At 54.8% G+C, this 23,980-nt stretch carries 21 protein-coding genes; 11 read left to right on the top strand and 10 right to left on the bottom strand.

The genetic code is table 11. From position 1 onward, the window contains the following. Positions 1 to 6: 6 nt before the first annotated feature. The 7 genes from ftsL to leuO all read right to left on the bottom strand — a co-directional run bounded on the left by ftsL (position 7) and on the right by leuO (position 7,178). Complete coding sequence (ftsL, locus tag KHQ28_RS18110) at positions 7 to 372, bottom strand: cell division protein FtsL (RefSeq protein WP_002888550.1); 366 nt, start codon at positions 370 to 372, stop codon at positions 7 to 9. Then, entirely contained in the window at positions 369 to 1,310 is a 942-nt protein-coding gene (rsmH, locus tag KHQ28_RS18105) for a 16S rRNA (cytosine(1402)-N(4))-methyltransferase RsmH (RefSeq protein ID WP_002888547.1), read from the bottom strand. Before rsmH ends, ftsL begins: the two co-directional genes overlap by 4 nt. 2 nt (positions 1,311 to 1,312) lie before the next feature. Then, positions 1,313 to 1,771: a division/cell wall cluster transcriptional repressor MraZ gene (gene mraZ / locus KHQ28_RS18100; protein ID WP_002888541.1), complete on the bottom strand. Its 459-nt coding sequence runs from the start codon at positions 1,769 to 1,771 to the stop codon at positions 1,313 to 1,315. A gap of 640 nt (positions 1,772 to 2,411) precedes the next feature. Further along, a complete protein-coding gene (gene cra / locus KHQ28_RS18095; RefSeq protein WP_004145952.1) occupies positions 2,412 to 3,416 on the bottom strand; it encodes a catabolite repressor/activator in 1,005 nt (334 codons plus the stop codon). A 180-nt stretch (positions 3,417 to 3,596) separates the two neighbouring features. Beyond that, positions 3,597 to 4,088: an acetolactate synthase small subunit gene (ilvN, locus tag KHQ28_RS18090; RefSeq protein ID WP_002888536.1), complete on the bottom strand. Its 492-nt coding sequence runs from the start codon at positions 4,086 to 4,088 to the stop codon at positions 3,597 to 3,599. A gap of 2 nt (positions 4,089 to 4,090) precedes the next feature. Then, positions 4,091 to 5,815 carry an acetolactate synthase 3 large subunit gene (gene ilvI / locus KHQ28_RS18085; RefSeq protein WP_002888534.1) on the bottom strand — a complete coding sequence of 575 codons (1,725 nt, stop codon included), beginning with the start codon at positions 5,813 to 5,815 and terminating at the stop codon, positions 4,091 to 4,093. A gap of 394 nt (positions 5,816 to 6,209) precedes the next feature. After that, positions 6,210 to 7,178, bottom strand: coding sequence for a transcriptional regulator LeuO (gene leuO / locus KHQ28_RS18080; protein ID WP_004192013.1), 969 nt, complete (start codon positions 7,176 to 7,178; stop codon positions 6,210 to 6,212). Between the two features lie 613 nt (positions 7,179 to 7,791). On the opposite strand from leuO, the gene leuL reads away from it, so the two are divergent. The 9 genes from leuL (at position 7,792) to aroD (ending at position 17,979) form a co-directional block, all read left to right on the top strand. Then, positions 7,792 to 7,878, top strand: coding sequence for a leu operon leader peptide (leuL, locus tag KHQ28_RS18075; protein WP_004222662.1), 87 nt, complete (start codon positions 7,792 to 7,794; stop codon positions 7,876 to 7,878). 95 nt (positions 7,879 to 7,973) lie between these two features. Beyond that, positions 7,974 to 9,545 (top strand): 2-isopropylmalate synthase, encoded by a 1,572-nt coding sequence (gene leuA, locus KHQ28_RS18070; protein ID WP_004178594.1) that lies wholly within the window; start codon positions 7,974 to 7,976, stop codon positions 9,543 to 9,545. Then, entirely contained in the window at positions 9,545 to 10,636 is a 1,092-nt protein-coding gene (leuB, locus tag KHQ28_RS18065; protein ID WP_032419400.1) for a 3-isopropylmalate dehydrogenase, read from the top strand. Before leuA ends, leuB begins: the two co-directional genes overlap by 1 nt. Before the next feature lie 2 nt (positions 10,637 to 10,638). Further along, on the top strand, positions 10,639 to 12,039 hold the full coding sequence (leuC, locus tag KHQ28_RS18060) for a 3-isopropylmalate dehydratase large subunit (protein ID WP_032419401.1): 1,401 nt from the start codon (positions 10,639 to 10,641) through the stop codon (positions 12,037 to 12,039). A gap of 10 nt (positions 12,040 to 12,049) precedes the next feature. Further along, on the top strand, positions 12,050 to 12,655 hold the full coding sequence (gene leuD, locus KHQ28_RS18055; protein WP_002888481.1) for a 3-isopropylmalate dehydratase small subunit: 606 nt from the start codon (positions 12,050 to 12,052) through the stop codon (positions 12,653 to 12,655). Between the two features lie 395 nt (positions 12,656 to 13,050). Next, complete coding sequence (locus KHQ28_RS18050; RefSeq protein WP_211777643.1) at positions 13,051 to 15,093, top strand: FAD-dependent oxidoreductase; 2,043 nt, start codon at positions 13,051 to 13,053, stop codon at positions 15,091 to 15,093. A gap of 11 nt (positions 15,094 to 15,104) precedes the next feature. After that, the gene (locus KHQ28_RS18045) at positions 15,105 to 15,968 is read left to right on the top strand and encodes a shikimate dehydrogenase (protein WP_032419402.1); all 864 of its coding nucleotides are present in this window, start codon (positions 15,105 to 15,107) and stop codon (positions 15,966 to 15,968) included. 10 nt (positions 15,969 to 15,978) lie between these two features. Beyond that, complete coding sequence (locus KHQ28_RS18040; protein ID WP_160904646.1) at positions 15,979 to 17,193, top strand: MFS transporter; 1,215 nt, start codon at positions 15,979 to 15,981, stop codon at positions 17,191 to 17,193. Between the two features lie 30 nt (positions 17,194 to 17,223). Beyond that, positions 17,224 to 17,979 carry a type I 3-dehydroquinate dehydratase gene (aroD, locus tag KHQ28_RS18035; protein WP_032419403.1) on the top strand — a complete coding sequence of 252 codons (756 nt, stop codon included), beginning with the start codon at positions 17,224 to 17,226 and terminating at the stop codon, positions 17,977 to 17,979. Positions 17,980 to 18,016: 37 nt separating this feature from the next. On the opposite strand, the gene KHQ28_RS18030 is transcribed toward aroD, so the two are convergent. After that, positions 18,017 to 18,913: a LysR family transcriptional regulator gene (locus KHQ28_RS18030; protein ID WP_002888455.1), complete on the bottom strand. Its 897-nt coding sequence runs from the start codon at positions 18,911 to 18,913 to the stop codon at positions 18,017 to 18,019. Between the two features lie 231 nt (positions 18,914 to 19,144). On the opposite strand from KHQ28_RS18030, the gene KHQ28_RS18025 reads away from it, so the two are divergent. After that, positions 19,145 to 20,455, top strand: a complete 1,311-nt coding sequence (locus KHQ28_RS18025) for an MFS transporter (RefSeq protein WP_032419404.1) — start codon at positions 19,145 to 19,147, stop codon at positions 20,453 to 20,455. Between the two features lie 33 nt (positions 20,456 to 20,488). Here KHQ28_RS18025 and KHQ28_RS18020 read toward each other — a convergent pair whose 3' ends face one another. Beyond that, positions 20,489 to 21,673 (bottom strand): sugar efflux transporter, encoded by a 1,185-nt coding sequence (locus tag KHQ28_RS18020; RefSeq protein WP_032419406.1) that lies wholly within the window; start codon positions 21,671 to 21,673, stop codon positions 20,489 to 20,491. Positions 21,674 to 21,940: 267 nt separating this feature from the next. Then, positions 21,941 to 22,093 (bottom strand): glucose uptake inhibitor SgrT, encoded by a 153-nt coding sequence (sgrT, locus tag KHQ28_RS18015; RefSeq protein ID WP_002888448.1) that lies wholly within the window; start codon positions 22,091 to 22,093, stop codon positions 21,941 to 21,943. Between the two features lie 87 nt (positions 22,094 to 22,180). Here sgrT and sgrR point away from each other — a divergent pair, with 87 nt between their 5' ends. Beyond that, positions 22,181 to 23,836: an HTH-type transcriptional regulator SgrR gene (gene sgrR, locus KHQ28_RS18010; RefSeq protein WP_021441194.1), complete on the top strand. Its 1,656-nt coding sequence runs from the start codon at positions 22,181 to 22,183 to the stop codon at positions 23,834 to 23,836. Positions 23,837 to 23,980 lie beyond the last annotated feature (144 nt).

The following is a 23,980-nucleotide window of genomic DNA, read 5'->3' as shown; positions in this document are numbered from 1 at the left end:
TAATCCTTATTTCTGTACAACGATATTTTCTTGTGATGGATCGACGTGTTGCATCTGTAACTTCTCGGTCGCGATCCGCTCAACCCGACTGTGATCGCCGAGCGCGTTCTCTTCGAGGATCAGGTTGCGCCACTCAATATCCAGGGCGTCGCGCTCCAGAACCAGCTGTTCACGCTGCGCGGTCAACAGGCGCGTGTGATGCGCAGTGGTGACCACGGTAATCGCCGTAATAATGATGCAAATGAACAGGCAGAGTGGCAGTTTCCCAAACCGCAGAAGGTCGTCCCCGATCACGCCAGGCAAAGCATGGCGCTCGTTGCTTCCAATCGACCCTTTAACCTTGCTTAAGGCCTCTGTCACTCTGCCGATCATGCGTTCGTCCTCTCTGCGATACGCAGCACTGAACTACGGGCGCGTGGATTCTCTGCCACCTCTTCTTCGCCCGGCATCAACTTGCCTAGTGCTCGCAACTCACGGCCGCCCAGTTTTTTGAGCTGCGCTTCGGTCATCGGTATTCCTGCCGGAACCTGCGGACCGCGGCTTTGCTCACGCATAAAGCGCTTCACAATGCGGTCTTCCAGCGAATGAAAACTAATGATCGACAGCCGCCCGCCCGGGGCCAGCACGCTGAGCGAGCTTTTTAGCGCCTGCTCTATCTCCTCCAGTTCACTGTTTACCCATATGCGCACCGCCTGGAAGGTACGGGTCGCGGGATGTTTGTGCTTATCTTTTACCGGCATCGCCGCGGCGATGACTTCCGCCAGCTCTTTGGTGCGGGTCATCGGCTGAATGCGATTACGTTCGACGATCGCGCGGGCGATACGTTTGCCGAAACGCTCTTCGCCAAAGGTTTTAATCACCCAGGCGATATCGTCTTCTTCAGCCGTCTGCAGCCATTCGGCCGCGGACTGACCGCGCGTCGGATCCATGCGCATATCCAGCGGCCCGTCACGCATAAAGGAAAAGCCGCGTTCCGCATCGTCAAGCTGCGGGGAAGAGACGCCGAGATCGAGCAGAATGCCGTCGATCTTACCGGTAAGATTGCGCTCGCCGACGTACTCAGCGAGTTGTGAAAAGGGACCATGTACGATGGAAAAGCGGGGGTCATCGATGGTTTGCGCGACGGCAATCGCCTGCGGGTCGCGATCGATGGCCAGCAAGCGTCCTTCCGCACCCAGCCGGGAGAGGATCAGGCGCGAGTGACCACCGCGGCCAAAAGTACCATCAATATAGATACCGTCTGGACGAATATTGAGGCCGTTGACGGCTTCATCCAGAAGTACCGTAGTATGTTTATAATTTTCCATCATTTTTATAAGGACAAATCCTGCAGGCGCTCCGACAGTTCACCGGTCGCGGACTGCTCAGCGTCGATATCTTCCTTGACCCGTTGATACCAGGTCGTTTCATCCCACAGTTCAAATTTATTAAACTGCCCGACCAGCATCACTTCTTTTGTCAGCCCGGCATGCTGCCGTAACACCGGCGCAATCAGCAAGCGGCCGGCATTATCCATCTGACATTCGCTGGCATGACCCAAAAGCAAACGCTGTACGCGCCGCTCAACGGGATTCATGCTCGATAAACGCGACAATTTCTGCTCGATGACTTCCCATTCAGGCAATGGATAAAGCAGCAGGCACGGGTGATGGATGTCAATGGTGCATACCAATTGACCGGCAGCGTCCTCGATCAGCCCTTCACGATAGCGCGTTGGCACGGCCAGACGGCCTTTGCTGTCGAGATTGACTAACGTTGCTCCACGGAACATGCCAGCCTCACCCCTTTTCGCCACTTTACCCCACAAATTCCCACCAGAAGGAGTTTACGGAGCGGAGGAAAAGCTTGTCAAGCCAGCACGGATGCCAACGGAGCTCAAAAACCCATTATTTACAGCCGACATTAGCCCTGATGAAAAAATCATCAACAGGCGAGGCAAATTAACGTTATGAATACGTGTAAGAAAATAACCAACAAACTCGTAACAGTTATAAACAACAGAATATCTTCGGCGGGAAAATATAAAGTGTCAGTTTGCGACGCGAGCGGCATTTTAGGCCATTATGCCGGCCGTTAACAGTACCTGTTGCTGGCAGAGGGACTGGCCAGGCGCGGGATATGACGGGGAAGAAAGCGTGGCGCGTACAAAATGAGTGTTAATTCAGCAATTAACCTGATGAATGTAACAAAATAATACAATTAAAGTCCGCGCAGTCATTTTTTGTACCCCATTTGGAGTCACAAAACGATGGTCAGTGAATAAAATAAAATAACGAGTAAAGAAGTTTAGGGATTTGTCTGAAATATATTCAGTTTTGCATTTTGCACGTCAATTGCCTGATTTATCGCCAGCGGCCTGCTTACGGTCAGGCCTGCCAGGTTTATACCTGGGCGCTGGCGATATGGCGCCCTTAGCGGCGATTCAGGCTACCGCGACGATAGAGATTACGGCGAATACGGCTAAGACCCGGCTTCGGCTTGCGAGGTTCGTCGAGGCTGGCGAGGACGATCTCCAGCACCCGCTCAGCGACATCGCGATGACGCTGGGCCACGGCCAGTACCGGACACTGCAGAAAATCGAGCAGCTCATTATCACCGAAGGTGGCGATCGCCAGCTCGGAGGGCAGTTTACCCTCGCGACGCAAGGTCACATCCATTACGCCCTGCAGCAGCGGGAAAGAGGTGGTAAACAGCGCCTGTGGCATCGGATGGGTTTCAAGCCATTTCTCAAACAGCTGGGCCGCCGCTTCGCGCTCATAGCTGTTGGCATAGAGATAATGCACCTCACGCGGATCGTCCTGCCAGGCTTTACGGAAGCCCTGTTCGCGCAGGAAGCTCACCGACAGCTCCGGCAGCGCGCCGAGATAGAGCACCGTTTCGCCAGGAAACGTCCGCAGCTCAGCTGCGAGCATCTCGGCGTCATCCTGGTCAGCGCCAACCACGCTGGTGAAGTGCTCGCGATCGAGGGCGCGGTCGAGGGCGACAATCGGAAACGGGTCGTTAGCCCAGCGCTGATAAAAAGGATGCTCCGGCGGCAGCGAAGTAGAGACAATGATAGCGTCCACCTGGCGCTGCAGCAGATGCTCGATGCAGCGCATCTCGTTATCGGGCTGATCCTCTGAGCAGGCAATCAGCAGCTGATAGCCGCGCTGACGCGCCTGACGTTCGAGATAATTTGCAATCCGGGTATAGCTGGTGTTTTCCAGATCCGGGATCACCAGACCGATAGAACGTGTGCGTCCTGCACGCAGGCCAGCAGCGACCGCATTTGGGTGATAGTTGTGCTCTCGCACCACAGCCATCACTTTTTCGACCGTTTTATCGCTTACGCGGTACTGCTTCGCTTTGCCATTAATCACATAGCTCGCGGTGGTTCTTGAAACACCGGCCAGCCGGGCGATTTCATCCAGTTTCACAATTGCCCCTTGGGTAAGAAGTGCCAAACATAACCATTATTCAGGTATGGAATCCTTTTTATAACATCTAAGCGCAGAATAGTTAGCGCAGCAACCGCTTTCGCTTACAGTTCCTACTGATTTCGCAAAAAAAAAGCCCGACAGTCTCTGCCGGGCTATTTTTACAGCAGTTCCCGATCCTTAGCGCATGATTTTATCACCGCGAGACAGGCCGACCACGCCGGAGCGAGCCACTTCCACAATCCGAGCGACATCGCGCAGCGAGGCCAGAAATGCATCCAGCTTATCGCTGGTGCCGGCGAGCTGGACGGTATAGATAGAAGGCGTCACGTCGATAATCTGTCCGCGGAAGATTTCGGTGTTGCGCTTCACTTCTTCACGGCCATAGCCGCTAGCCTGAACCTTCACCAGCATAATTTCGCGTTCAACATGAGCCCCCTGCCCCAGCTCGCTGACCCGCAGGACATCCACCAGCTTGTGCAGTTGCTTTTCAATCTGCTCAATCGCTTTTTCATCGCCCACGGTCTGAATGGTCATTCTGGAGAGAGTGGGATCGTCCGTCGGCGCGACAGTCAGGCTTTCTATATTATAGCCACGCTGGGAAAAGAGGCCGATAACGCGGGACAATGCGCCCGATTCGTTTTCCAGTAATACCGATAATATCCGGCGCATAATCAGGTCCTCTCCGTTTTGCTCAACCACATTTCATCCATGCCGCCGCCGCGGATCTGCATGGGGTACACATGCTCACTGCCGTCGACGGTCACATCGACAAACACCAGCCGACGCTGGCGCACCTGCTCCAGAGCTTCAGCAAGCTTCGTCTCCAGCTCCTGCGGCTCGCTGATGCGGATCCCGACGTGGCCATAGGCTTCCGCCAGACGGACAAAGTCCGGTAGCGATTCCATATAGGACTGCGAGTGACGCCCGGAATAGAGCATATCCTGCCACTGCTTCACCATCCCGAGATAGCGGTTGTTGAGGTTAAGCACCAGGACCGGCAGCTCATACTGCAGCGCAGTGGAGAGTTCCTGAATGTTCATCTGGATACTGCCGTCACCGGTCACGCAGACCACCATTTCGTCCGGCAGAGCCATTTTGACCCCCAGCGCAGCCGGTAGGCCAAAGCCCATGGTGCCGAGACCACCGGAGTTAATCCAGCGCCGCGGTTTATCGAAGGGGTAATACAGGGCGGCGAACATCTGATGCTGACCCACATCGGAAGTGACGTAGGCATCGCCCTGGGTCAGCCGCCAGATAGTTTCAATTACCGCCTGCGGTTTGATTTTATCGCTCTGGTCGTCGTAGCGCAGACAATGACGGGCACGCCACTGCTCGATCTGTTGCCACCAGTCGCGAATGTCGTCCAGCGGCTGCTGCGCTTCCTCCTGCTCCAGCAGCTCCAGCATCTGCTCCAGCACCAGCCGGGCATCGCCGACGATCGGCACATCTGCCGGCACGGTTTTCGAGATTGAAGTCGGATCGATATCAATATGCAGTACCGTCGCGTTCGGACAATACTTGGCCAGGTTATTGGTGGTCCGGTCGTCAAAGCGAACGCCGACGGCAAAAATCACGTCCGAGTGGTGCATGGTCATGTTGGCTTCATAGGTGCCGTGCATCCCCAGCATCCCCAGCGCCTGCGAGTGTGTCGCCGGGAAAGCGCCAAGTCCCATCAAGGATGAGGCCACCGGCAGCTTCAGTTTTTCCACCAGCTCGCGCAGCTGAGGTTCGCAATGCGCATTGATCGCCCCGCCGCCGACGTAGACGACCGGCTTACTTGCGGCCACCAGAGTCTGTAGCGCGCGTTTAATCTGCCCTTTATGGCCACTGGTGGTTGGGTTATACGAGCGCATGCTCACTGCGTCCGGCCAGACGTAAGGCAGCTTCTTCGCCGGATTGAGAATATCCTTCGGCAGATCGACCACTACCGGACCGGGGCGACCGCTGGCCGCCAGCCAGAAGGCTTTCTTCAGCACGCCGGGAATATCTTCGGTCTGCTTCACCAGGAAACTGTGCTTCACCACCGGACGGGAAATCCCCACCATGTCGCACTCCTGGAAGGCATCGTAGCCGATAAGCGAGGTGGCTACCTGCCCCGAGAGGATCACCAACGGAATAGAGTCCATATAGGCTGTCGCAATGCCAGTGATGGCGTTCGTCGCCCCAGGCCCAGAGGTCACCAGCACCACGCCGACCTCCCCGGTCGCCCGCGCCAGGCCATCCGCCATATGCACCGCCGCCTGCTCGTGACGAACCAGCACATGATCGATACCGCCAAGGGTATGTAACGCATCATAGATATCGAGGACTGCGCCTCCGGGATAGCCGAATACTTGCTTGACGCCCTGATCGACAAGCGATTGGACGACCATCTCGGCTCCTGACAACATCTCCATGGTTTGCCTCCAGGCTTATTGTTTTACGACAGCGGAACTCAATTTCCGCGCGCTCGCACGATGCGAAGGAGTGGTCCTCCGCATTGAGGTGAATGTACTGCATGCCACTACCATAACTGCTCGCTAGCAGGCAGGCAATTCGCCGCAGCTGAGGCCTTATTTCTTGAATAAGAAGAAAAGAAAGCGGTGAGGGGAAAATATGGTGAATTGCTTCAGAGATAAGAAAAGAGAATGTTAAATACTCGGCGAAAAAGGGTGATAACAGGAATAGATCCATTTTTCACGAACACAACGAACTCCTCGCGCAAGGTAAACAGAATAAAATTCTGCTTTATTTGATTTATGTCATATAAAAAAAGGAGCCGAAGCTCCTTTGCTATCTATCGTCGTCGGGTCAGCGCTTGCAAATGTCCACCAGCAGCTCTTCCATCCACTGGTGGCCTTTATCACGACCAGCGGCTTCGTGCCAGGAGAGATAGCAGGTCCGACTGTTGACCTTCAACGGCAAAGGTAATATTTGCAGGGCAAGCTTGTCAGCAAATTCATCTGCCAGCCAGCGCGGGGCAATGGCCACCATCTGGGTTTGCGATACTACGTTTAATACGCTGACCATCGCATTACCCTGATAGGCGATACGCGCTTGTTTATCGGCCGTGTCATACCACGGCAAACTAAATGAGGCATACCGGTCGAGAGCAACGGCGGCATGCTCCTCGCGATAAATATCCGCCTCCATCATCGGCCCGGAAATACGCGGATGGTTGCGACTGGCGACCAGGACCATTTCGTCTTTAAATAACGGAACGCAGGCAAACTCAGGGCGACGGAACTCTTCATAACCGATTACGAATTCTGTTTCCTGATAACGTAGCTGATGTTCCGTATTTTGATTCAGCGCAGACTTAAAGACTAAATGAATATTGGGTGCTATCTCTGCAACTTTATTAAAAATAACCGACGTCAGGATGTTATCCAGCGGGCTGCAGACGCACAGATGGAACACGCGCTCACTGCTCAGTGGTTCAAAACCGGAGCCTGGCAATTCGTTTTGGACCAGCTGCAGCGCCTGGCGTACCGAGCCAAACAGCTGATAGGCGCGCGCCGTCGGCTGAATACCGCGGCCATAGCGCACAAAAAGCTCATCATTAAACATCACTTTCAGTCGTGAAACCGCATTGCTCACCGCGGGTTGTGACATGCCGAGCGTATGGGCGGCACGAGTAATATTCTGCTCTTGCATAACCGCATCAAAAACGGTAAGCAGATTGAGATCAACCATCCGTAGTTGAGGTTTAACGACTTCCTGTCCGGGGGCTGATTTATATTCTGGAGTTTCAATTAACATATCTAATTCCGCCGTCACGATGAATTCCCTTCACTAAACCGCTATAATTAGCGCCGAAAATATCATTTACCATGCAAATGACATTTACAAAATAGCAAAAGAAATTTTTAGGAATATATCAAGGCTATGAGTGGCAGTGAAGAAACGGTCCTGATCAAAAAATTGAGCCGCTCAAACCATACTGATTACTTAATGATGATAAGTGTAACCATAATCCATAAAAATAAAAACAGCACCACGAGTTAACTGTAACTTAAGCAATAATAAAGTATTTTATTTTTCCCTCCATAAAATTAACAAACCTTTATCATTGAAAAATAATCCGCTAGCGTTCGAATACATTCACAGGAAAAATAAATTTAATATTTTCATCCAGATACCGTTTTTTGTCCCTTCATTGGCGACACCTCTTCGACGATGCCTTGAATGCAAAGCACTTTTTCAAATGAAACAAATGGGGATAAACCGCCTTCGGTCCAAAATAGGATCTTCGGCAAAATGGGGCTTACATCAGCACATTTTGCTAATTCATTTAGTCAGCCCAAAACGCTTTTTCCATGCCAGGGGTTGACTTTAAAACGGCTATCCAGTAACTCTAAAAGCATAACGATTTCATCTGGAGTTTGACGCAATGATTCGCACCGCTCGTATCACCAGCCTACTACTACTAAACGCATGCCATTTGCGCGGTAGGCTGTTGGGCGACGTTCAGCGTTAAGTCATCTTCCAGCAAGACTATAAAACCCGCGCCTTGGCGCGGGTTTTTTTATGCTCGTCAACAAGGCGCCAGGACACAGACTAAGGATCCAAACCATGAGCCAGCAAGTCATTATTTTCGATACGACCTTACGTGATGGCGAACAAGCGTTACAGGCAAGCCTGAGTGTCAAAGAGAAGCTGCAGATCGCACTGGCCCTTGAGCGAATGGGGGTCGACGTAATGGAAGTCGGTTTCCCGGTATCCTCGCCGGGCGATTTTGAATCGGTGCAAACCATCGCGCGCACCATTAAAAACAGCCGCGTGTGCGCCCTGGCGCGCTGCGTTGAGAAAGATATCGACGTGGCGGCGGAATCGTTAAAAGTGGCCGAGGCTTTCCGTATTCATACCTTTATTGCCACCTCGCCGATGCATATCGCCACCAAACTGCGCAGTACGCTGGATGAGGTTATTGAGCGCGCGATCTATATGGTGAAGCGGGCACGCAACTACACTGACGACGTTGAGTTCTCCTGTGAAGACGCCGGCCGTACGCCGATTGCCGATCTGGCTCGCGTCGTGGAAGCGGCGATCAACGCCGGCGCCACCACCATTAATATCCCGGATACCGTCGGCTATACCATGCCGTTCGAATATGCCAACATCATCAGCGGCCTGTATGATCGCGTGCCGAATATCGACAAAGCAATTATTTCCGTCCACACCCATGATGATCTGGGCATCGCTGTCGGTAACGCCCTCGCCGCGGTCCACGCCGGTGCGCGCCAGGTAGAAGGTGCGATGAACGGTATCGGCGAACGCGCCGGCAACTGCGCGCTGGAAGAAGTGATCATGGCGATCAAAGTGCGCAAAGACATCATGAACGTGCACACCAACATTAATCATCATGAAATCTGGCGCACCAGCCAGACCGTCAGCCAGATCTGCAATATGCCGATCCCGGCGAACAAGGCCATCGTCGGCACCGGCGCCTTCGCCCACTCCTCCGGCATTCACCAGGACGGCGTGCTGAAGAACCGCGAAAACTACGAGATCATGACCCCGGAATCTATCGGCCTGAACCAGGTGCAACTGAACCTGACTTCCCGCTCCGGCCGCGCGGCGGTGAAACACCGGATGGAAGAGATGGGCTACCAGGAGAGCGATTACAACCTGGATCATCTGTACGACGCATTCCTGAAGCTGGCGGACAAAAAAGGCCAGGTCTTCGATTACGATCTGGAAGCGCTGGCCTTTATCAACAAGCAGCAGGAAGAGCCAGAGCATTTCCGCCTGGATTACTTCAACGTCCAATCCGGATCCAGCGATATCGCCACCGCCTCGATCAAACTGGTCTGCGGGGATGAGATCAAAACCGAAGCCGCCAACGGCAACGGTCCGGTCGATGCTATCTACCAGGCGATTAATCGCGTCACCGACTACAACATTGAATTAGTGAAGTATGGCTTAAGCGCGAAAGGCCACGGCAAAGACGCCCTGGGCCAGGTGGATATCGTCGTTGACTACAATGGCCGCCGCTTCCATGGCGTTGGTCTGGCAACGGATATCGTAGAGTCGTCAGCTAAAGCGATGGTTCACGTGCTGAACAACATCTGGCGCGCCGCCGAAGTCGAAAAAGAATTGCAACGCAAAGCTCAGAATAAAGAGAACAATAAGGAAACCGTGTAATGTCGAAGAATTACCATATTGCCGTTTTGCCGGGTGATGGCATTGGCCCGGAAGTGATGAACCAGGCGATGAAAGTACTGGAAGCCGTGCGCCAACGTTTTGCCATGCACATTACCACCAGCCAGTATGACGTTGGCGGGGCGGCCATCGACCGTCAGGGAACTCCCCTGCCGCAGGCGACCGTCGCCGGATGCGAGCAGGCGGATGCGATCCTGTTCGGCTCCGTCGGCGGTCCGAAATGGGAGCACCTGCCGCCGGTGGAACAACCAGAGCGTGGCGCGCTGCTGCCGCTGCGTAAACACTTTAAACTGTTCAGCAACCTGCGCCCGGCCAAACTGTATCAGGGGCTGGAAGAGTTCTGCCCGCTGCGCGCCGATATCGCTGCTAACGGCTTCGACATTCTCTGCGTACGCGAACTGACCGGCGGCATCTACTTCGGCCAGCCGAAAGGCCGCGAAGGCAGCGGTCAGCATGAGAAAGCCTTTGATACCGAGGTGTATCACCGCTTTGAGATCGAGCGTATCGCGCGCATCGCTTTTGAATCCGCCCGCAAGCGTCGTCACAAAGTGACTTCCATCGATAAGGCCAACGTTCTGCAGTCCTCCATCCTGTGGCGCGAAATCGTCAGCGAGATCGGCAAGGAGTATCCGGACGTTGAGCTGGCGCATATGTATATCGATAACGCCACCATGCAGCTGATTAAAGATCCGTCCCAGTTCGACGTGCTGCTGTGCTCCAACCTGTTTGGCGACATCCTCTCCGACGAGTGCGCGATGATCACCGGCTCGATGGGTATGCTGCCGTCCGCCAGCCTCAATGAACAAGGTTTTGGCCTGTACGAGCCGGCGGGCGGTTCCGCACCGGATATCGCCGGCAAAAATATCGCCAACCCGATCGCGCAGATCCTCTCCCTGGCTCTGCTGCTGCGCTACAGCCTCGATGCTGACGAAGCGGCGACCGCCATTGAAAACGCGATCAACCGCGCCTTAGAAGAAGGGGTTCGAACCGGCGACTTAGCGCGCGGCACGGCGGCGGTCAGCACTGATGAAATGGGCGATATTATTGCCCGCTATGTCGCAGAAGGGGTGTAATCATGGCGAAGACGTTATACGAAAAATTATTTGATGCGCACGTAGTGTATGAGGCGCAGAACGAAACCCCGCTGCTGTATATCGACCGCCATCTGGTGCACGAAGTCACCTCTCCGCAGGCGTTTGACGGTCTGCGCGCCCATGGCCGCCAGGTGCGCCAGCCGGGTAAAACCTTCGCTACCATGGATCATAACGTCTCGACGCAGACCAAAGACATTAACGCGTCCGGTGAGATGGCCCGCATTCAGATGCAGGAGCTGATTAAGAACTGTAAAGAGTTCGGCGTTGAACTGTACGACCTGAACCACCCGTATCAGGGCATCGTCCACGTCATGGGCCCGGAACAAGGGGTTACCCTGCCGGGGATGACGATCGTGTGCGGTGACTCCCATACCGCCACCCACGGCGCGTTCGGTGCGCTGGCGTTCGGTATCGGCACCTCCGAAGTGGAGCATGTGCTGGCGACCCAGACCCTGAAACAGGGCCGCGCGAAGACCATGAAAATCGAAGTCCAGGGCAAAGCGGCGCCGGGCATTACCGCCAAAGATATCGTGCTGGCCATCATTGGTAAAACCGGTAGCGCCGGCGGCACCGGCCATGTGGTTGAGTTCTGCGGCGAAGCGATCCGCGATCTGAGCATGGAAGGGCGTATGACCCTGTGCAACATGGCGATCGAGATGGGCGCCAAAGCGGGCCTGGTCGCGCCGGACGAAACCACCTTCAATTACGTACGCGGCCGTCTGCATGCGCCGAAAGGCAAAGATTTTGACGATGCCGTAGCGTACTGGAAAACCCTGAAAACCGACGACGGCGCGACGTTTGATACCGTGGTAACGCTGCAGGCGGCGGAAATTGCCCCGCAGGTGACCTGGGGCACCAACCCGGGCCAGGTGATCTCGGTGACGGATAACATCCCCGATCCAGCGTCGTTCAGCGATCCGGTGGAACGCGCCAGCGCCGAAAAAGCGCTGGACTATATGGGGCTGAAATCCGGGATCCCGCTGACGGAAGTCGCTATCGATAAAGTGTTTATCGGCTCCTGCACCAACTCGCGCATCGAAGATTTACGCGCCGCGGCGGAAATTGCTAAAGGGCGTAAAGTGGCGCCGGGCGTCCAGGCGCTGGTGGTGCCGGGTTCTGGTCCGGTGAAAGCGCAGGCGGAAGCGGAAGGTCTGGATAAGATCTTTATCGAAGCCGGCTTTGAGTGGCGCTTACCTGGTTGCTCTATGTGTCTGGCAATGAATAATGACCGCCTGAATCCGGGCGAACGCTGTGCCTCAACCAGCAACCGTAACTTTGAAGGCCGTCAGGGCCGCGGCGGACGCACGCACCTGGTGAGCCCGGCAATGGCCGCGGCGGCAGCCGTTACCGGCCATTTCGCCGATATCCGTAATCTGAAGTAAGGAGACCATCATGGCAGAGAAATTTACCCAACATACCGGCCTGGTGGTTCCGCTGGATGCTGCAAACGTCGATACCGACGCGATCATCCCTAAGCAATTTTTGCAGAAGGTCACCCGCACCGGCTTTGGCGCGCACCTGTTTAACGACTGGCGCTTTCTCGACGATAAAGGTCAACAGCCGAACCCGGAGTTCGTGCTGAATTTTCCTGAGTACCAGGGGGCATCGATACTGCTGGCGCGGGAAAACTTCGGCTGCGGCTCTTCGCGCGAGCACGCGCCGTGGGCGCTGACCGATTACGGCTTTAAGGTCGTTATCGCCCCGAGCTTTGCCGATATCTTTTACGGCAACAGCTTCAATAACCAGCTGCTGCCGGTGACCCTGAGCGACGAGCAGGTCGACGAGCTGTTCAAGCTGGTGCAGGCCAACCCGGGCATTACGTTTGAAGTGGATCTGGAAGCGCAAGTGGTTAAAGCCGGGGATAAAACCTACAGCTTTAAGATCGACGATTTCCGCCGCCACTGCATGCTCAACGGCCTGGATAGCATCGGCCTGACGCTGCAGCATGAAGCGGCGATCTCCGACTATGAACGCAAGCTGCCGGCGTTTATGAATTAACCTTTGGGCCCGGTCATTTGATCGGGCTTTTTAGTTTATTGCGGAGAAAATTGCGATCTCACGCACAAAAACCAATTTTAATTTGCTGATTGTCAGACCTTACCGCCACCCTGCCCTACCGCCTAAAGAAGAATTATTTCGCTTTCCTCCCCTTCTCCAGCACTGTTTATGTATTTTCCCTGCACTGCAAGTAAAAATAAGGCACGAGTATTTAATATAAAAATATAAGAATGTGAAGAAAGCGTTAATCTCATAGAGAACCCCTATGGCTATGCACAAAAAAAAGCATTATTTTTCGATTTTTCCCCTCGTTATCTTTTGCCACAGAGAAATATTAACTAAGGACACGCCTGGGCCCCGCATATCGGCCTCCCGGCCTCCTGTGGAGAGAAGAGATGAGCCACTATCCGCACCTTTTCAGTCCGTTGACCATCAACGGTATGACGTTAAAAAACCGCATTATTATGCCCCCTATGGGCACCAATATGGCCACGCTCAATGGCGAGGTGTCGCAGGAACAGCTGGAATACTACGAACTGCGGGCCAAAGGCGGCACCGGGCTTATCACCATCGAAAATATTTGTATTGATTTCCCCTTCGCCTCCAACGGCACCACCCAACTGCGCATCGATAACGATCAATATATTCCACGGCTGTTTAAATTAACCGAGACCCTGCATAAACATGGCGCCTGCGTATCCATTCAGTTAAATCATGCCGGCGCTTCCGCTTATGCCTACCGACTGGAAGGCCAGACGCCGCTCTCCTCTTCTACAACGCCGTCGAAGAAGCACGGTAATATTCCGCGTCCGATGACCCATGAGGAAATATATCATGCGGTAGAAAAATTTGGTGACGCCGCGGAGCGCGTTCGGCGCGCAGGTTTTGACTGCGTCGAAATTCATGCCGGTCACTCCTATTTAATTAGCCAGTTTTTATCGCCGCTGTTTAATAAGCGCACTGATGAATTTGGCGGCAGCGTCGAAAATCGCACTCGGATACTGAGTCTGATTGTCGATAAGGTTCGCGCCTGCGTGGGGCCGCGTTTTCCGGTCAGCCTGCGCATCAGCGCCGACGACTTCCTCAAAGGCGGCAATACCCTCGAAGATTCCCTGCGTATTCTTGAGCTCTGCCAGGAGAAGGTCGATATCATCAACGTCTCTGCGGCGCAGAACGATAACCTGAATCTGCAAATCGATCAGATGTCGCTGGAGGATGGCTGGAAGCGCTATCTCTCCCGCGCGGTGCGCGATAAATTCCATAAACCCACGGTCATCGCCGGCAATATTCGCACTCCACAGGTAGCCGAAGATATCCTCGCCAGCGGCGATGCCGATCTTATCGCCATTGGCCGCGGTCTGATTGCCGAGCCGGAGTGGGTGCAGAAAGTGCAAGGCGGAAAAGAGCGTCTGATGCGCAAATGTATCTCCTGCAACATCGGCTGCGCCGACCATCGCATCGCCCGCTCGCGCCCGCTGCGCTGTTCGATTAACCCGGATATTATTCACGGTGACGCCTATAAAATGCGGCGCGTGAATCGCGACACTAACGTGGTGGTCATCGGCGCCGGCACCGCCGGGATGGAAGCCGCCTGCACCGCGGCNNCCGCGGCGGAAGTTGGTTGCCATACCTGGCTGCTGGAAGCGAAAAACCACGTCGGCGGCCTCGCCAGCGAAATCTCCCGCCTGCCGGAGAAAAAACGCATCGCTGATTTCCCGCAGTTTATGAAAAATCGTATCGCCTCGCTGGACAACCTGATGCTGCAGATCGGCAAGCGGGCCGACGTGGCTTCAGTTTCCGCCCTGCGTCCGCATCTGATTGTCAACGCCACCGGCTCAACGCCGCTGCTGCCGCCCATTGAAGGCTTGCGGGAAAACATTGACGTCGAGAACGGCAAGATCTTTTCCATTACCGGCATGATCGACAATCTGGCGAAATTTACCGATATCAAGGGCAAACGCATCGCCGTAGTCGGCGCCGGCGCCGTTGGCCTTGACGTTATCGAATACTTTACCGCTCGCGGCGCACAGGCGGTGCTAATCGAGATGCAGGACGCCGCCGGTCGCGATCTCGACATCATTACCAAAAATGCCATGTTGACCATGCTCGACGAGCACCAGGTCGAACAGCACATGAATACCCAACTGATGGCGGTCGCTGCCGACCATTTCCAGGTGAAAAATACACAGCAAACCTTCGATATTCCCTTCGACTACGGCTTTGTCTGTCTGGGGATGCGCGCCAACCGGACGGGTCTCGACGAGATCGAGCGCTGGGCCAATGCCAATAACGTCAAAATCATGAACATCGGCGACAGCGTGATGGCGCGACGCATTATCGATGGCGTCCGCGAAGGCCGCAACGTACTGGATGCACTGGAAGACATGGGTGCGCTGGGCAGCCGCGAAGCACAACGAATTCCCTTTCTAACTTATTGAGGATTTTTGTCATGGCAGAACGTATTACTGGACACACTGAGCTGATTGGCCTGATCGCCACCCCGATTCGTCACAGCATGTCGCCCACCATGCACAACGAGGCTTTCGCCCATCTCGGGCTGGACTACGTCTATCTCGCTTTTGAAGTCGGTAACCAGGAGCTAAAAGACGTGGTGCAGGGCTTCCGGGCGATGAAGCTGCGCGGCTTTAACGTCTCTATGCCGAACAAAACCGAGATTTGCCAGTATCTCGATAAACTGTCGCCGGCGGCACAGCTGGTCGGGGCGGTCAATACCGTGGTCAACGACGACGGCGTACTGACCGGACATATCACCGATGGCACCGGCTACATGCGCGCCCTTAGCGAAGCCGGTATCGATATCATCGGCAAGAAGATGACCGTACTCGGCGCCGGCGGCGCGGCAACGGCGCTCTGCGTCCAGGCAGCACTGGATGGCGTGAAGGCGATCTCCATCTTTAACCGTCGCGATAAATTCTTCGCTAACGCAGAAGAAACCGTGGCCAAGATCCGCCACAACACCGACTGCGAGATCCATCTGTTCGATCTCGACGATCATGACAAGCTGCGCGCCGAAATTGACAGCAGCGTGATCCTGACCAATGCCACCGGGGTCGGCATGAAGCCGTTCGAAGGCCAGATGCTGCTACCTGACGACAGCTTCCTGCGTCCGGACCTGATCGTCTCCGACGTCGTCTACAACCCGTGCAAAACCCACCTGCTGGAAGTGGCCGAGAAAAAAGGCTGCCGCACGCTGAACGGCCTGGGGATGATGCTGTGGCAAGGCGCGCGCGCGTTCGAAATCTGGACGGGCAAACAGATGCCGGTTGATTACATCAAGAGCATTCTGTTCTAAGAGGCGAATGATGAAAAATAAATACATCCCTACTGCGGCAGGGCTGTATCTCAACTACCTGATCCACGGTATGGGGGTGCTGTTAATCACCCTCAACATGGCCCATCTTCAGGAACAGTGGGGAACAGACAAAGCCGGCGTATCGATCGTTATATCTTCGTTAGGTATTGGTAAGTTAGCGACCATCGTGACCGGATTTCTCTCGGATCGCTTCGGTCGCAAGCCCTTTATCTATCTTGGGATCCTGAGCTACCTGATCTTTTTCGTCGGCATCCTGCTGACCAAAAATATCTATCTGGCTTACGTGTTCGGCATTATGGCGGGCCTGGCGAACAGCTTCCTCGACTCCGGTACCTATCCGGCGCTGATGGAATCTTTCCCGCACTCTGCCAGCCGGGCCAACGTGCTGATCAAAGCCTTCGTCTCTGCAGGGCAGTTCCTGTTGCCGTTCATTATCAGCTTCCTGATATGGGCAAATCTGTGGTTCGGCTGGTCGTTCGTGATTGCGGCAGCGCTCTTTGTACTGAGCGGGATTTACCTGCTCAAAATGCCGTTCCCTGACAGCCAGGCGGCGAAAAAAGAGGAAGCCCCTACGGCACAGGCGGAAACAGCCGTCCGGCCACAGGCTAATAAGCTGGATATGGTGATCTTCACCCTGTACGGTTATATCGGCATGGCGACCTTCTATCTGGTCAGCCAATGGCTGGCGCAGTACGGCCAGTTCGTCGTCGGCCTGCCCTATGCCTCGGCGATTAAACTGCTTAGCATCTATACCGTCGGCTCGCTGGTCTGCGTCTTTGTAACTGCCGCCTTCGTCAAAGAGGTGTTTAGCTCGGCCATTGCGATGATTATTTATACTGGCCTGTCGATGATTTCGCTGCTGTTGGTGTGCCTGTTCCCGACGCCGATGATGGTGACCGGCTTTGCTTTTGTCATCGGCTTTGCCGCCGCTGGCGGAGTGCTGCAGCTGGGTGCGACAATCATGGCGATGAGCTTCCCGAATGGAAAAGGCAAAGCAACCGGCATCTTCTACACTGCCGGCAGTATCGCCAGCTTCACGATCCCGTTGATCACCGCAAAGCTTTCGCAGATCAGTATTGCCAGCATTATGTGGTTTGATTTTCTGATCGCCGTTATCGGCTTTGTGATCGCCCTGTACATCGGCTATCGTCAACTGCAGGCTCGGGCGGCGCAAAAAATGTCACGCACCGCAGTCACCGCCTGAAGTACAACGCGAAAAATAATGGATACCTACATGACAAATGCAGTAACCGTAAAGAACATCACCTTTCAGGAAGGGGAAACCCTCATTTGTGTACCGCTGATCGGTAAAACCCTGGATGAAATACTGGGTAACGCCCACGGCCTGGTCGATGCCGGCGCTGATATTATCGAATGGCGCGTTGACCACTTTACCCAGGTCAGAGAGATGGCCCAAGTGATGGCCGCGCTGGCGGAAATCCGTGGCGCGCTGAAAGCGCTTCCGCTGCTATTTACCTTCCGCAGTAAGAAAGAAGGTGGCGAAACCGAGCTCAGCGACGAAGCCTATTTTGCGCTCAACCGCGAGGCCGCACGCAGTGGACTGGTTGATGTTATCGATATCGAACTGTTCAATGATGAAGCGCAGATCCGCGCGCTGGTTGACGATGCGCATGCCGCGGGCGTCAAGGTGATCATGAGTAATCATGATTTCCATAAGACCCCCGCTCAGGAAGATATTATCTATCGCCTGCGCCGCATGCAGGATCTGGGGGCCGATCTGCCGAAGATCGCGGTGATGCCGCAGTCGCCGCAGGACGTACTCACCTTGCTCGCCGCCACGCTGACCATGAAAGAGAAGTATGCGACGCGTCCGCTGATCACCATGTCGATGGGCAAATCCGGTGGCGTTAGCCGGGTCACCGGGCGCTTGTTCGGTTCGGCGATGACCTTCGGTACCGTTGGTCAGGCCTCCGCGCCTGGGCAGATCGCCATCGCTAAGCTGCGTGAAGTGATGGATATTCTCTCCTGATATCCGGATGGCCCGGAGGTCACATCCGGGCCATCCGTTAACAGATCTTCTGGCTATCGTGGATAACCACATTTTTAAATGACTCCAGCGCCGGAGAGAGCCCCTTGTCTTTCATGGTCGCCAGATAGATATAGCGGGGGGGGATGGTGTTTTTAATCTTCAGGATATGGACGTTGTAATAGGAGAGCGCGGTGATGCGCGGCATAATCGCGATCCCGTAGTCAATACTCACCAGCCCGGCCATCGCCGTATCCTCATCCACATAGCAGGCGATCTCCGGCACCAGCTTTTGCTGCATAAATACATTATCGATAAACGGACGTAAGCCGCTATTTTCTGAAAAATAGATATACGGATAATGAATCGTCTCCACCAGATCGACTTCATGTTCATATAGCCGGGCCAGCGGATGATCCTTTGCCGTGACCACCACCAGTTCCTGCTGGATCACCGGAATAAAATCGATATCGGGTTCATCGGCAATATAAGAGCAGATCGCCAGATCGACTTTTCCGGCCTTCAGCTCCTGCAACAGCGTCAGCGATGTCCCTTGAGTAAAAGAAAAAGTCACATTGTGACATTCAGGTGAAAGAGAATATTTATTAATTAACTGTGGAACAACATACTCCCCCATCGTGTAAATAAAGGCGATGCGAATATTCTCTTTATTCTCAGCGCCATTTTTTTGCAATATCATGCGTCCGTTCTCCAGCGAGGCCAGCGCATCTTCAACATACGGCAAAAAACGCTTGCCGTTTTGGGTAATTTTTACGTTCCGCCCCTGTCTGGCGAATAGCGCGACCCCTAACTCCTTCTCCAGCTCCGATATCGCGTGGCTTAGCGAGGGCTGGGTGATGCACAGACTGGAGGCGGCTTCGGTGTAATGCTCAGTTTCAGACAGACGTTTAAAATAATAAAGTTGCTTTAGGTTCATTATTTTTACCCGTATAATATAAGAATAAATGCACTGACGCTAATATACCATGCAAGCCACCAATAATGCGCATGAACGGGTAAATATCGGCGTTACATCAAATATTATTTGACGAAGGGCATGAATGTGCCACAAGGCATTGCCATTCATAGATACTACCTATAGCTCCTGGAGATATTTTTGCATATTAGAATATATGCAAAAATATTTTAAACTTTAAAGGAACTCGCTATGAGTATGTCAAACTCTCAGGAAGTCCTCACTTCCACATCGGGGGCGAAAAAAAGAAGCCGCGTACGGATAGTTATTCTGCTGCTACTTTCCGTCGGAACGATGATCAATTATCTCGACCGTACCATCCTGGGTATTGTAGCGCCACAGTTAAGCAAAGAAATCCATATCGATCCGGCGATGATGGGTATCATCTTCTCCGCCTTCGCCTGGACTTATGCGCTGGCGCAGATCCCCGGCGGGATGTTTTTAGACCGCTTTGGCAACAAACTGACCTATGCCCTGTCAGTTTTCTTCTGGTCGCTGTTTACCCTGCTGCAAAGTTTCACCCTCGGCCTAAAATCCCTGCTGCTTCTGCGCCTGGGACTCGGCGTCAGCGAAGCGCCCTGCTTTCCGGCCAACAGCCGCATCGTCAGCACCTGGTTCCCTCAGCATGAGCGCGCGCGGGCAACGGCAACATATACAGTTGGTGAATATATAGGGCTGGCCGCTTTCTCGCCGCTGTTATTTTTAATTCTCGAACATCATGGCTGGAGAACGCTTTTTTTCCTCACCGGCGGATTAGGTATTTTATTTACTTTAGTGTGGTGGCGTTTTTATCATGAACCGCATGAATCGCGCACGGCTAATCAAGCGGAGCTGGAGTATATCGGCGCAAACAGCATTAACAATAAAATCCAGAACGTTCCATTTAACTGGCGTGACGCCAGACGCCTGCTGGGCTGTCGCCAGATCCTCGGCGCCAGCCTGGGTCAGTTCGCTGGCAACACCACACTGGTCTTTTTCCTGACGTGGTTTCCCAGCTACCTCGCCAACGAGCGCCATCTTCCATGGCTGCACGTCGGCTTCTTCGCCACCTGGCCCTTCCTTGCCGCCGCGATTGGCATCCTCTTCGGCGGCTGGATCTCCGACCGGTTGTTGAAACGAACCGGCTCCGTCAACATCAGTCGAAAGTTACCAATAATTTCCGGTTTATTGCTGTCCAGCTGTATTATCTCGGCGAATTGGGTAAGCGCCAATAGCACCGTAATTATTATCATGTCGGTGGCGTTTTTTGGCCAGGGGATGGTCGGTCTGGGCTGGACCTTAATTTCTGATATTGCCCCGGAAAATATGGCAGGCCTCACCGGCGGCATATTTAATTTCTGTGCCAATATGGCCTCGATTATCGCACCACTGATAATTGGTGTGATTATTTCCGCCACGGGTAATTTCTTTTACGCGCTGATCTACGTCGGCCTGACGGCGCTGATTGGGGTGATTGCCTACATTTTTATCATTGGCGACATTAAGCGTATCGAACTCAAGTAGGCCTGGTCGCCCCGGCGATGCCGGGGCGAGTAGTCAGATATCCTTCACCTTGCTGGTCAAAAACAGCGTCACCAGCGAAATGGCCGCGATCGTCCAGTAGACGCTGGAGTGACCATAGCTCTGGGACAGCGCCCCCTGCATCACGCCGGCAAGGATCACGCCGGTGGAAATACTGTTGGTGAACAGGGTGGTCGCCGCTCCCGCCCGTCCCGGCATTAAATCCTGGAACCACAGCATGCCTATCCCGGCGATAATGCCGATAAAGATGGCATTGAACAGCTGCAGAGCCAGCAGCGCCGTGCGACCATGAAACAGGATCAGTCCGGCATAAAACAGCACGCCGGCGGCCACCGCCGCCACCATCATTTTACGTTTGCCAAAGCGCTTTACGTAGTAGCCGGCGAGGATCATCGCCGGTATCTCCAGCCCGGCGGCAGTGCCCATCAGGATCCCGGCCAGGCTGTCGGGAAGCCCGAGATCGCTGCTGATCCACAGCGGCATATCAATGATGTACATGGTGTTGCAGGTCCACATCAGGGTGGAGGCGATAAACAGCATACGCACGTTCTTGTCCTGCCAGCCGCCGGCCTGCGCTAGCGCCGCCGCCTCCTCCGAGGGCTGTTCCACACGCGGAACCGAAGGCAGTTTGATGGCAATCAGAGCGAGGCTAATGACAAAAATGCCCGCCGCAATGGAGAACATGGTGGTGAAGCCATAGTTGAGCGCCAGCATAAAGGCCAGCGGCGGGCCAATCACCCAAGCCAGCGACAGCTGGGCGCGCATGACCGAGCTGAACATCACCACTTCCCGCGCCGAGCTGTCGGCGTACTCCCGCGCCAGCGCGAAGAGCTGCGGCATGGCCGCGTTGGCAATGGATGCCAGCATCACGCCGCAGGTGATCAGCGTCAGATAGTGGCGGTTGAAGGCAAACAGCAGCGCATTACCCACCGCCATCAGACAGCAGAACATAATCAACCGCCGCCGGTCGCCGCGGCTATCGGAGCGCTTGGCCAGCCACAGGCTAACCAGGATCCCGGCGATGGCGTTTACGGTATAGAACAGGCCCACCCAGAACGGTTGCGCCCCCACTTCGCGGCTGAGAAACAAACTCAACGTCGGCGCCTGCAACGCGCCCGCCACGCCCATCATAAAAGCAACCAGCATAAAGGCGGCATAGACGCCGTTAAGCCGTCGTCCCATCGTCATCAACCACAGCATGGAATGTCCTTAACACACGCGAAGAAAACGAAAAAAGCCAGCAGAGGCTTTCTGCTGGCGGGTGATTCTATACTCTATGGATTTCATGCTGCAGGACAAAACGGTTAACCATTTTGCGCCGCGCTCGCGCTGGCCCTGAAAAGGTGAGTCCCGTAGAGGCGAATCACGCAGCCCGAACATACGGCCCAGGAAGCATCGACAGCGCACCTGCAGTTTGAAAAACGACGAGTATAACACCAATACTCAGTCACACATGATGTCTGCAAGTCAATGATCAGAGGTCGTTGACGTCACTCCCCACTGCATCAGTTCCCCCAGAATTTCCTGCTGTCGTCCTGCCATCAGGCGGGCCAGCCAGGACGCTTCCTGCGTCGCAGAAAAGTAGCGTTGGTAGAACGATTTTGCGGTAGACCTCATCATATTCACCTCCTCGCTTCATCGGGATTCATTATTGGCTTAATATAGGAAGTAATAAATTGCTGAGTTTTGCGCAGGAGTTCCCCTTTTATGTCTTCCGGCCGTCTGCAACAACAGTTCATTCGCCTATGGCAGTGCTGCGACGGCAAGTCGCAGGAGACCACCCTTAACGAGCTGGCGGAAATGCTGAGCTGCTCGCGCCGCCATATGCGCACCCTGCTCAATATGATGGAGTCCCGCGGCTGGCTGACCTGGGAAGCGGAGGCAGGCCGCGGCAAGCGTTCGCGGCTAACCTTTCTCTATACCGGCCTCGCCCTGCAGCAGCAACGTGCCGAAGATCTCCTTGAGCAGGATCGCATCGATCAGCTGGTGCAGTTGGTCGGCGATAAGGCTGCCGTCCGCCAGATGCTGGTCTCGCATCTAGGCCGCAGCTTCCGCCAGGGGCGGCACATCCTGCGCGTGCTCTACTATCGTCCGATGAAGAATTTGCTGCCCGGTAGCGCGCTGCGGCGTTCGGAAACGCATATTGCCCGGCAAATATTCAGCGCCCTGACGCGGGTAAATGAGGAAAATGGGGAACTGGAAGCCGATATTGCCCACCACTGGCAGCAGCTGACCCCCACCCACTGGCGCTTTTTCCTCCGTCCCGGCATCCATTTTCACCATGGCCGTGAGCTGGAGATGGCGGATGTGATCGCCTCTCTGCAGCGCAGCAATGCCCTGCCGCTCTATTCACATATCGAACGCATCGAATCGCCCACCGCCTGGACCCTGGATATTCATCTGCGCCAGCCCGACCGCTGGCTGCCCTGGCTGCTGGGGCAGGTACCGGCGATGGTGCTGCCGCAGGAGTGGCAGACCATGAACCACTTTTCCTCCATGCCGGTCGGCACCGGCCCCTATGCCGTGGTGCGTAACAACCAGAATCAGCTCAAGATCCATGCCTTTGAGGACTATTTTGGCTACCGGGCGCTGATCGATGAGGTGAACGTCTGGGTGCTGCCGGAGATTAGCGAAGAGCCCAACGGCGGCCTGACGCTGCAGGGCAATACCGAAAGCGAAAAAGCGGTAGAGAGTCGCCTGGAAGAGGGCTGCTATTACCTGCTGTTCGACTCGCGAAGCCCGCTGGGGGCCAACGACGCGGTGCGCCGCTGGCTAAGCTATCTGTTTCAGCCCGCCAACCTGCTCTACCATGCGGGCGAACACTACCAGGGCAACTGGTTTCCCGCCTACGGCCTGCTGCCGCGCTGGCATCACGCCAGCAACCACGCCTGCGAGAAGCCGGCGGGGCTGGAGACAGTCACCCTTACCTACTACCGCGATCACGTCGAACATCGGGTGATCGGCGGGATCATGCGCGACCTGCTGACGGCGCATCAGGTAAAGCTGGAGATCCAGGAGCTGGAGTACGATGCCTGGCATCGCGGCGAGGTGGTCAGCGATATCTGGCTCAACAGCGTGAACTTCACCTTACCGATCGAATTTTCGCTCTTCGCCTATCTGTACGAAGTCCCGCTGATTCAGCGCTGCATTCCCATTGACTGGCAGGCAGACGCCTGCCGCTGGCGAGCAGGAGAGTTTAATCCGGCCACCTGGAGCCAGCGGCTGCTGGCCGGGCAACATATCGTGCCGCTGATCCACCACTGGCTGATGATTCAGGGTCAGCGCAGTATGCGCGGCGTGAGGATGAATACCCTCGGCTGGTTCGATTTTAAATCCGCATGGTTTGCGCCGCCGGAGCCGTAAGCGCTTTCCGTCATCTGACAAAATCATTACACTAAGGCCGTTCTCAACGGGGTGCTAATAAACATACGCAATATCATTCAAGTTGCATCAAGGCAGCAAGCGGGTGAATCCCCTGGAGCATAGATAACTATGTGACTGGGGTGA

Source organism: Klebsiella sp. 28 (assembly GCF_018223905.1).
Lineage (GTDB): Bacteria > Pseudomonadota > Gammaproteobacteria > Enterobacterales > Enterobacteriaceae > Klebsiella > Klebsiella pneumoniae.
This window is presented reverse-complemented; position numbering and strand designations above follow the sequence as displayed.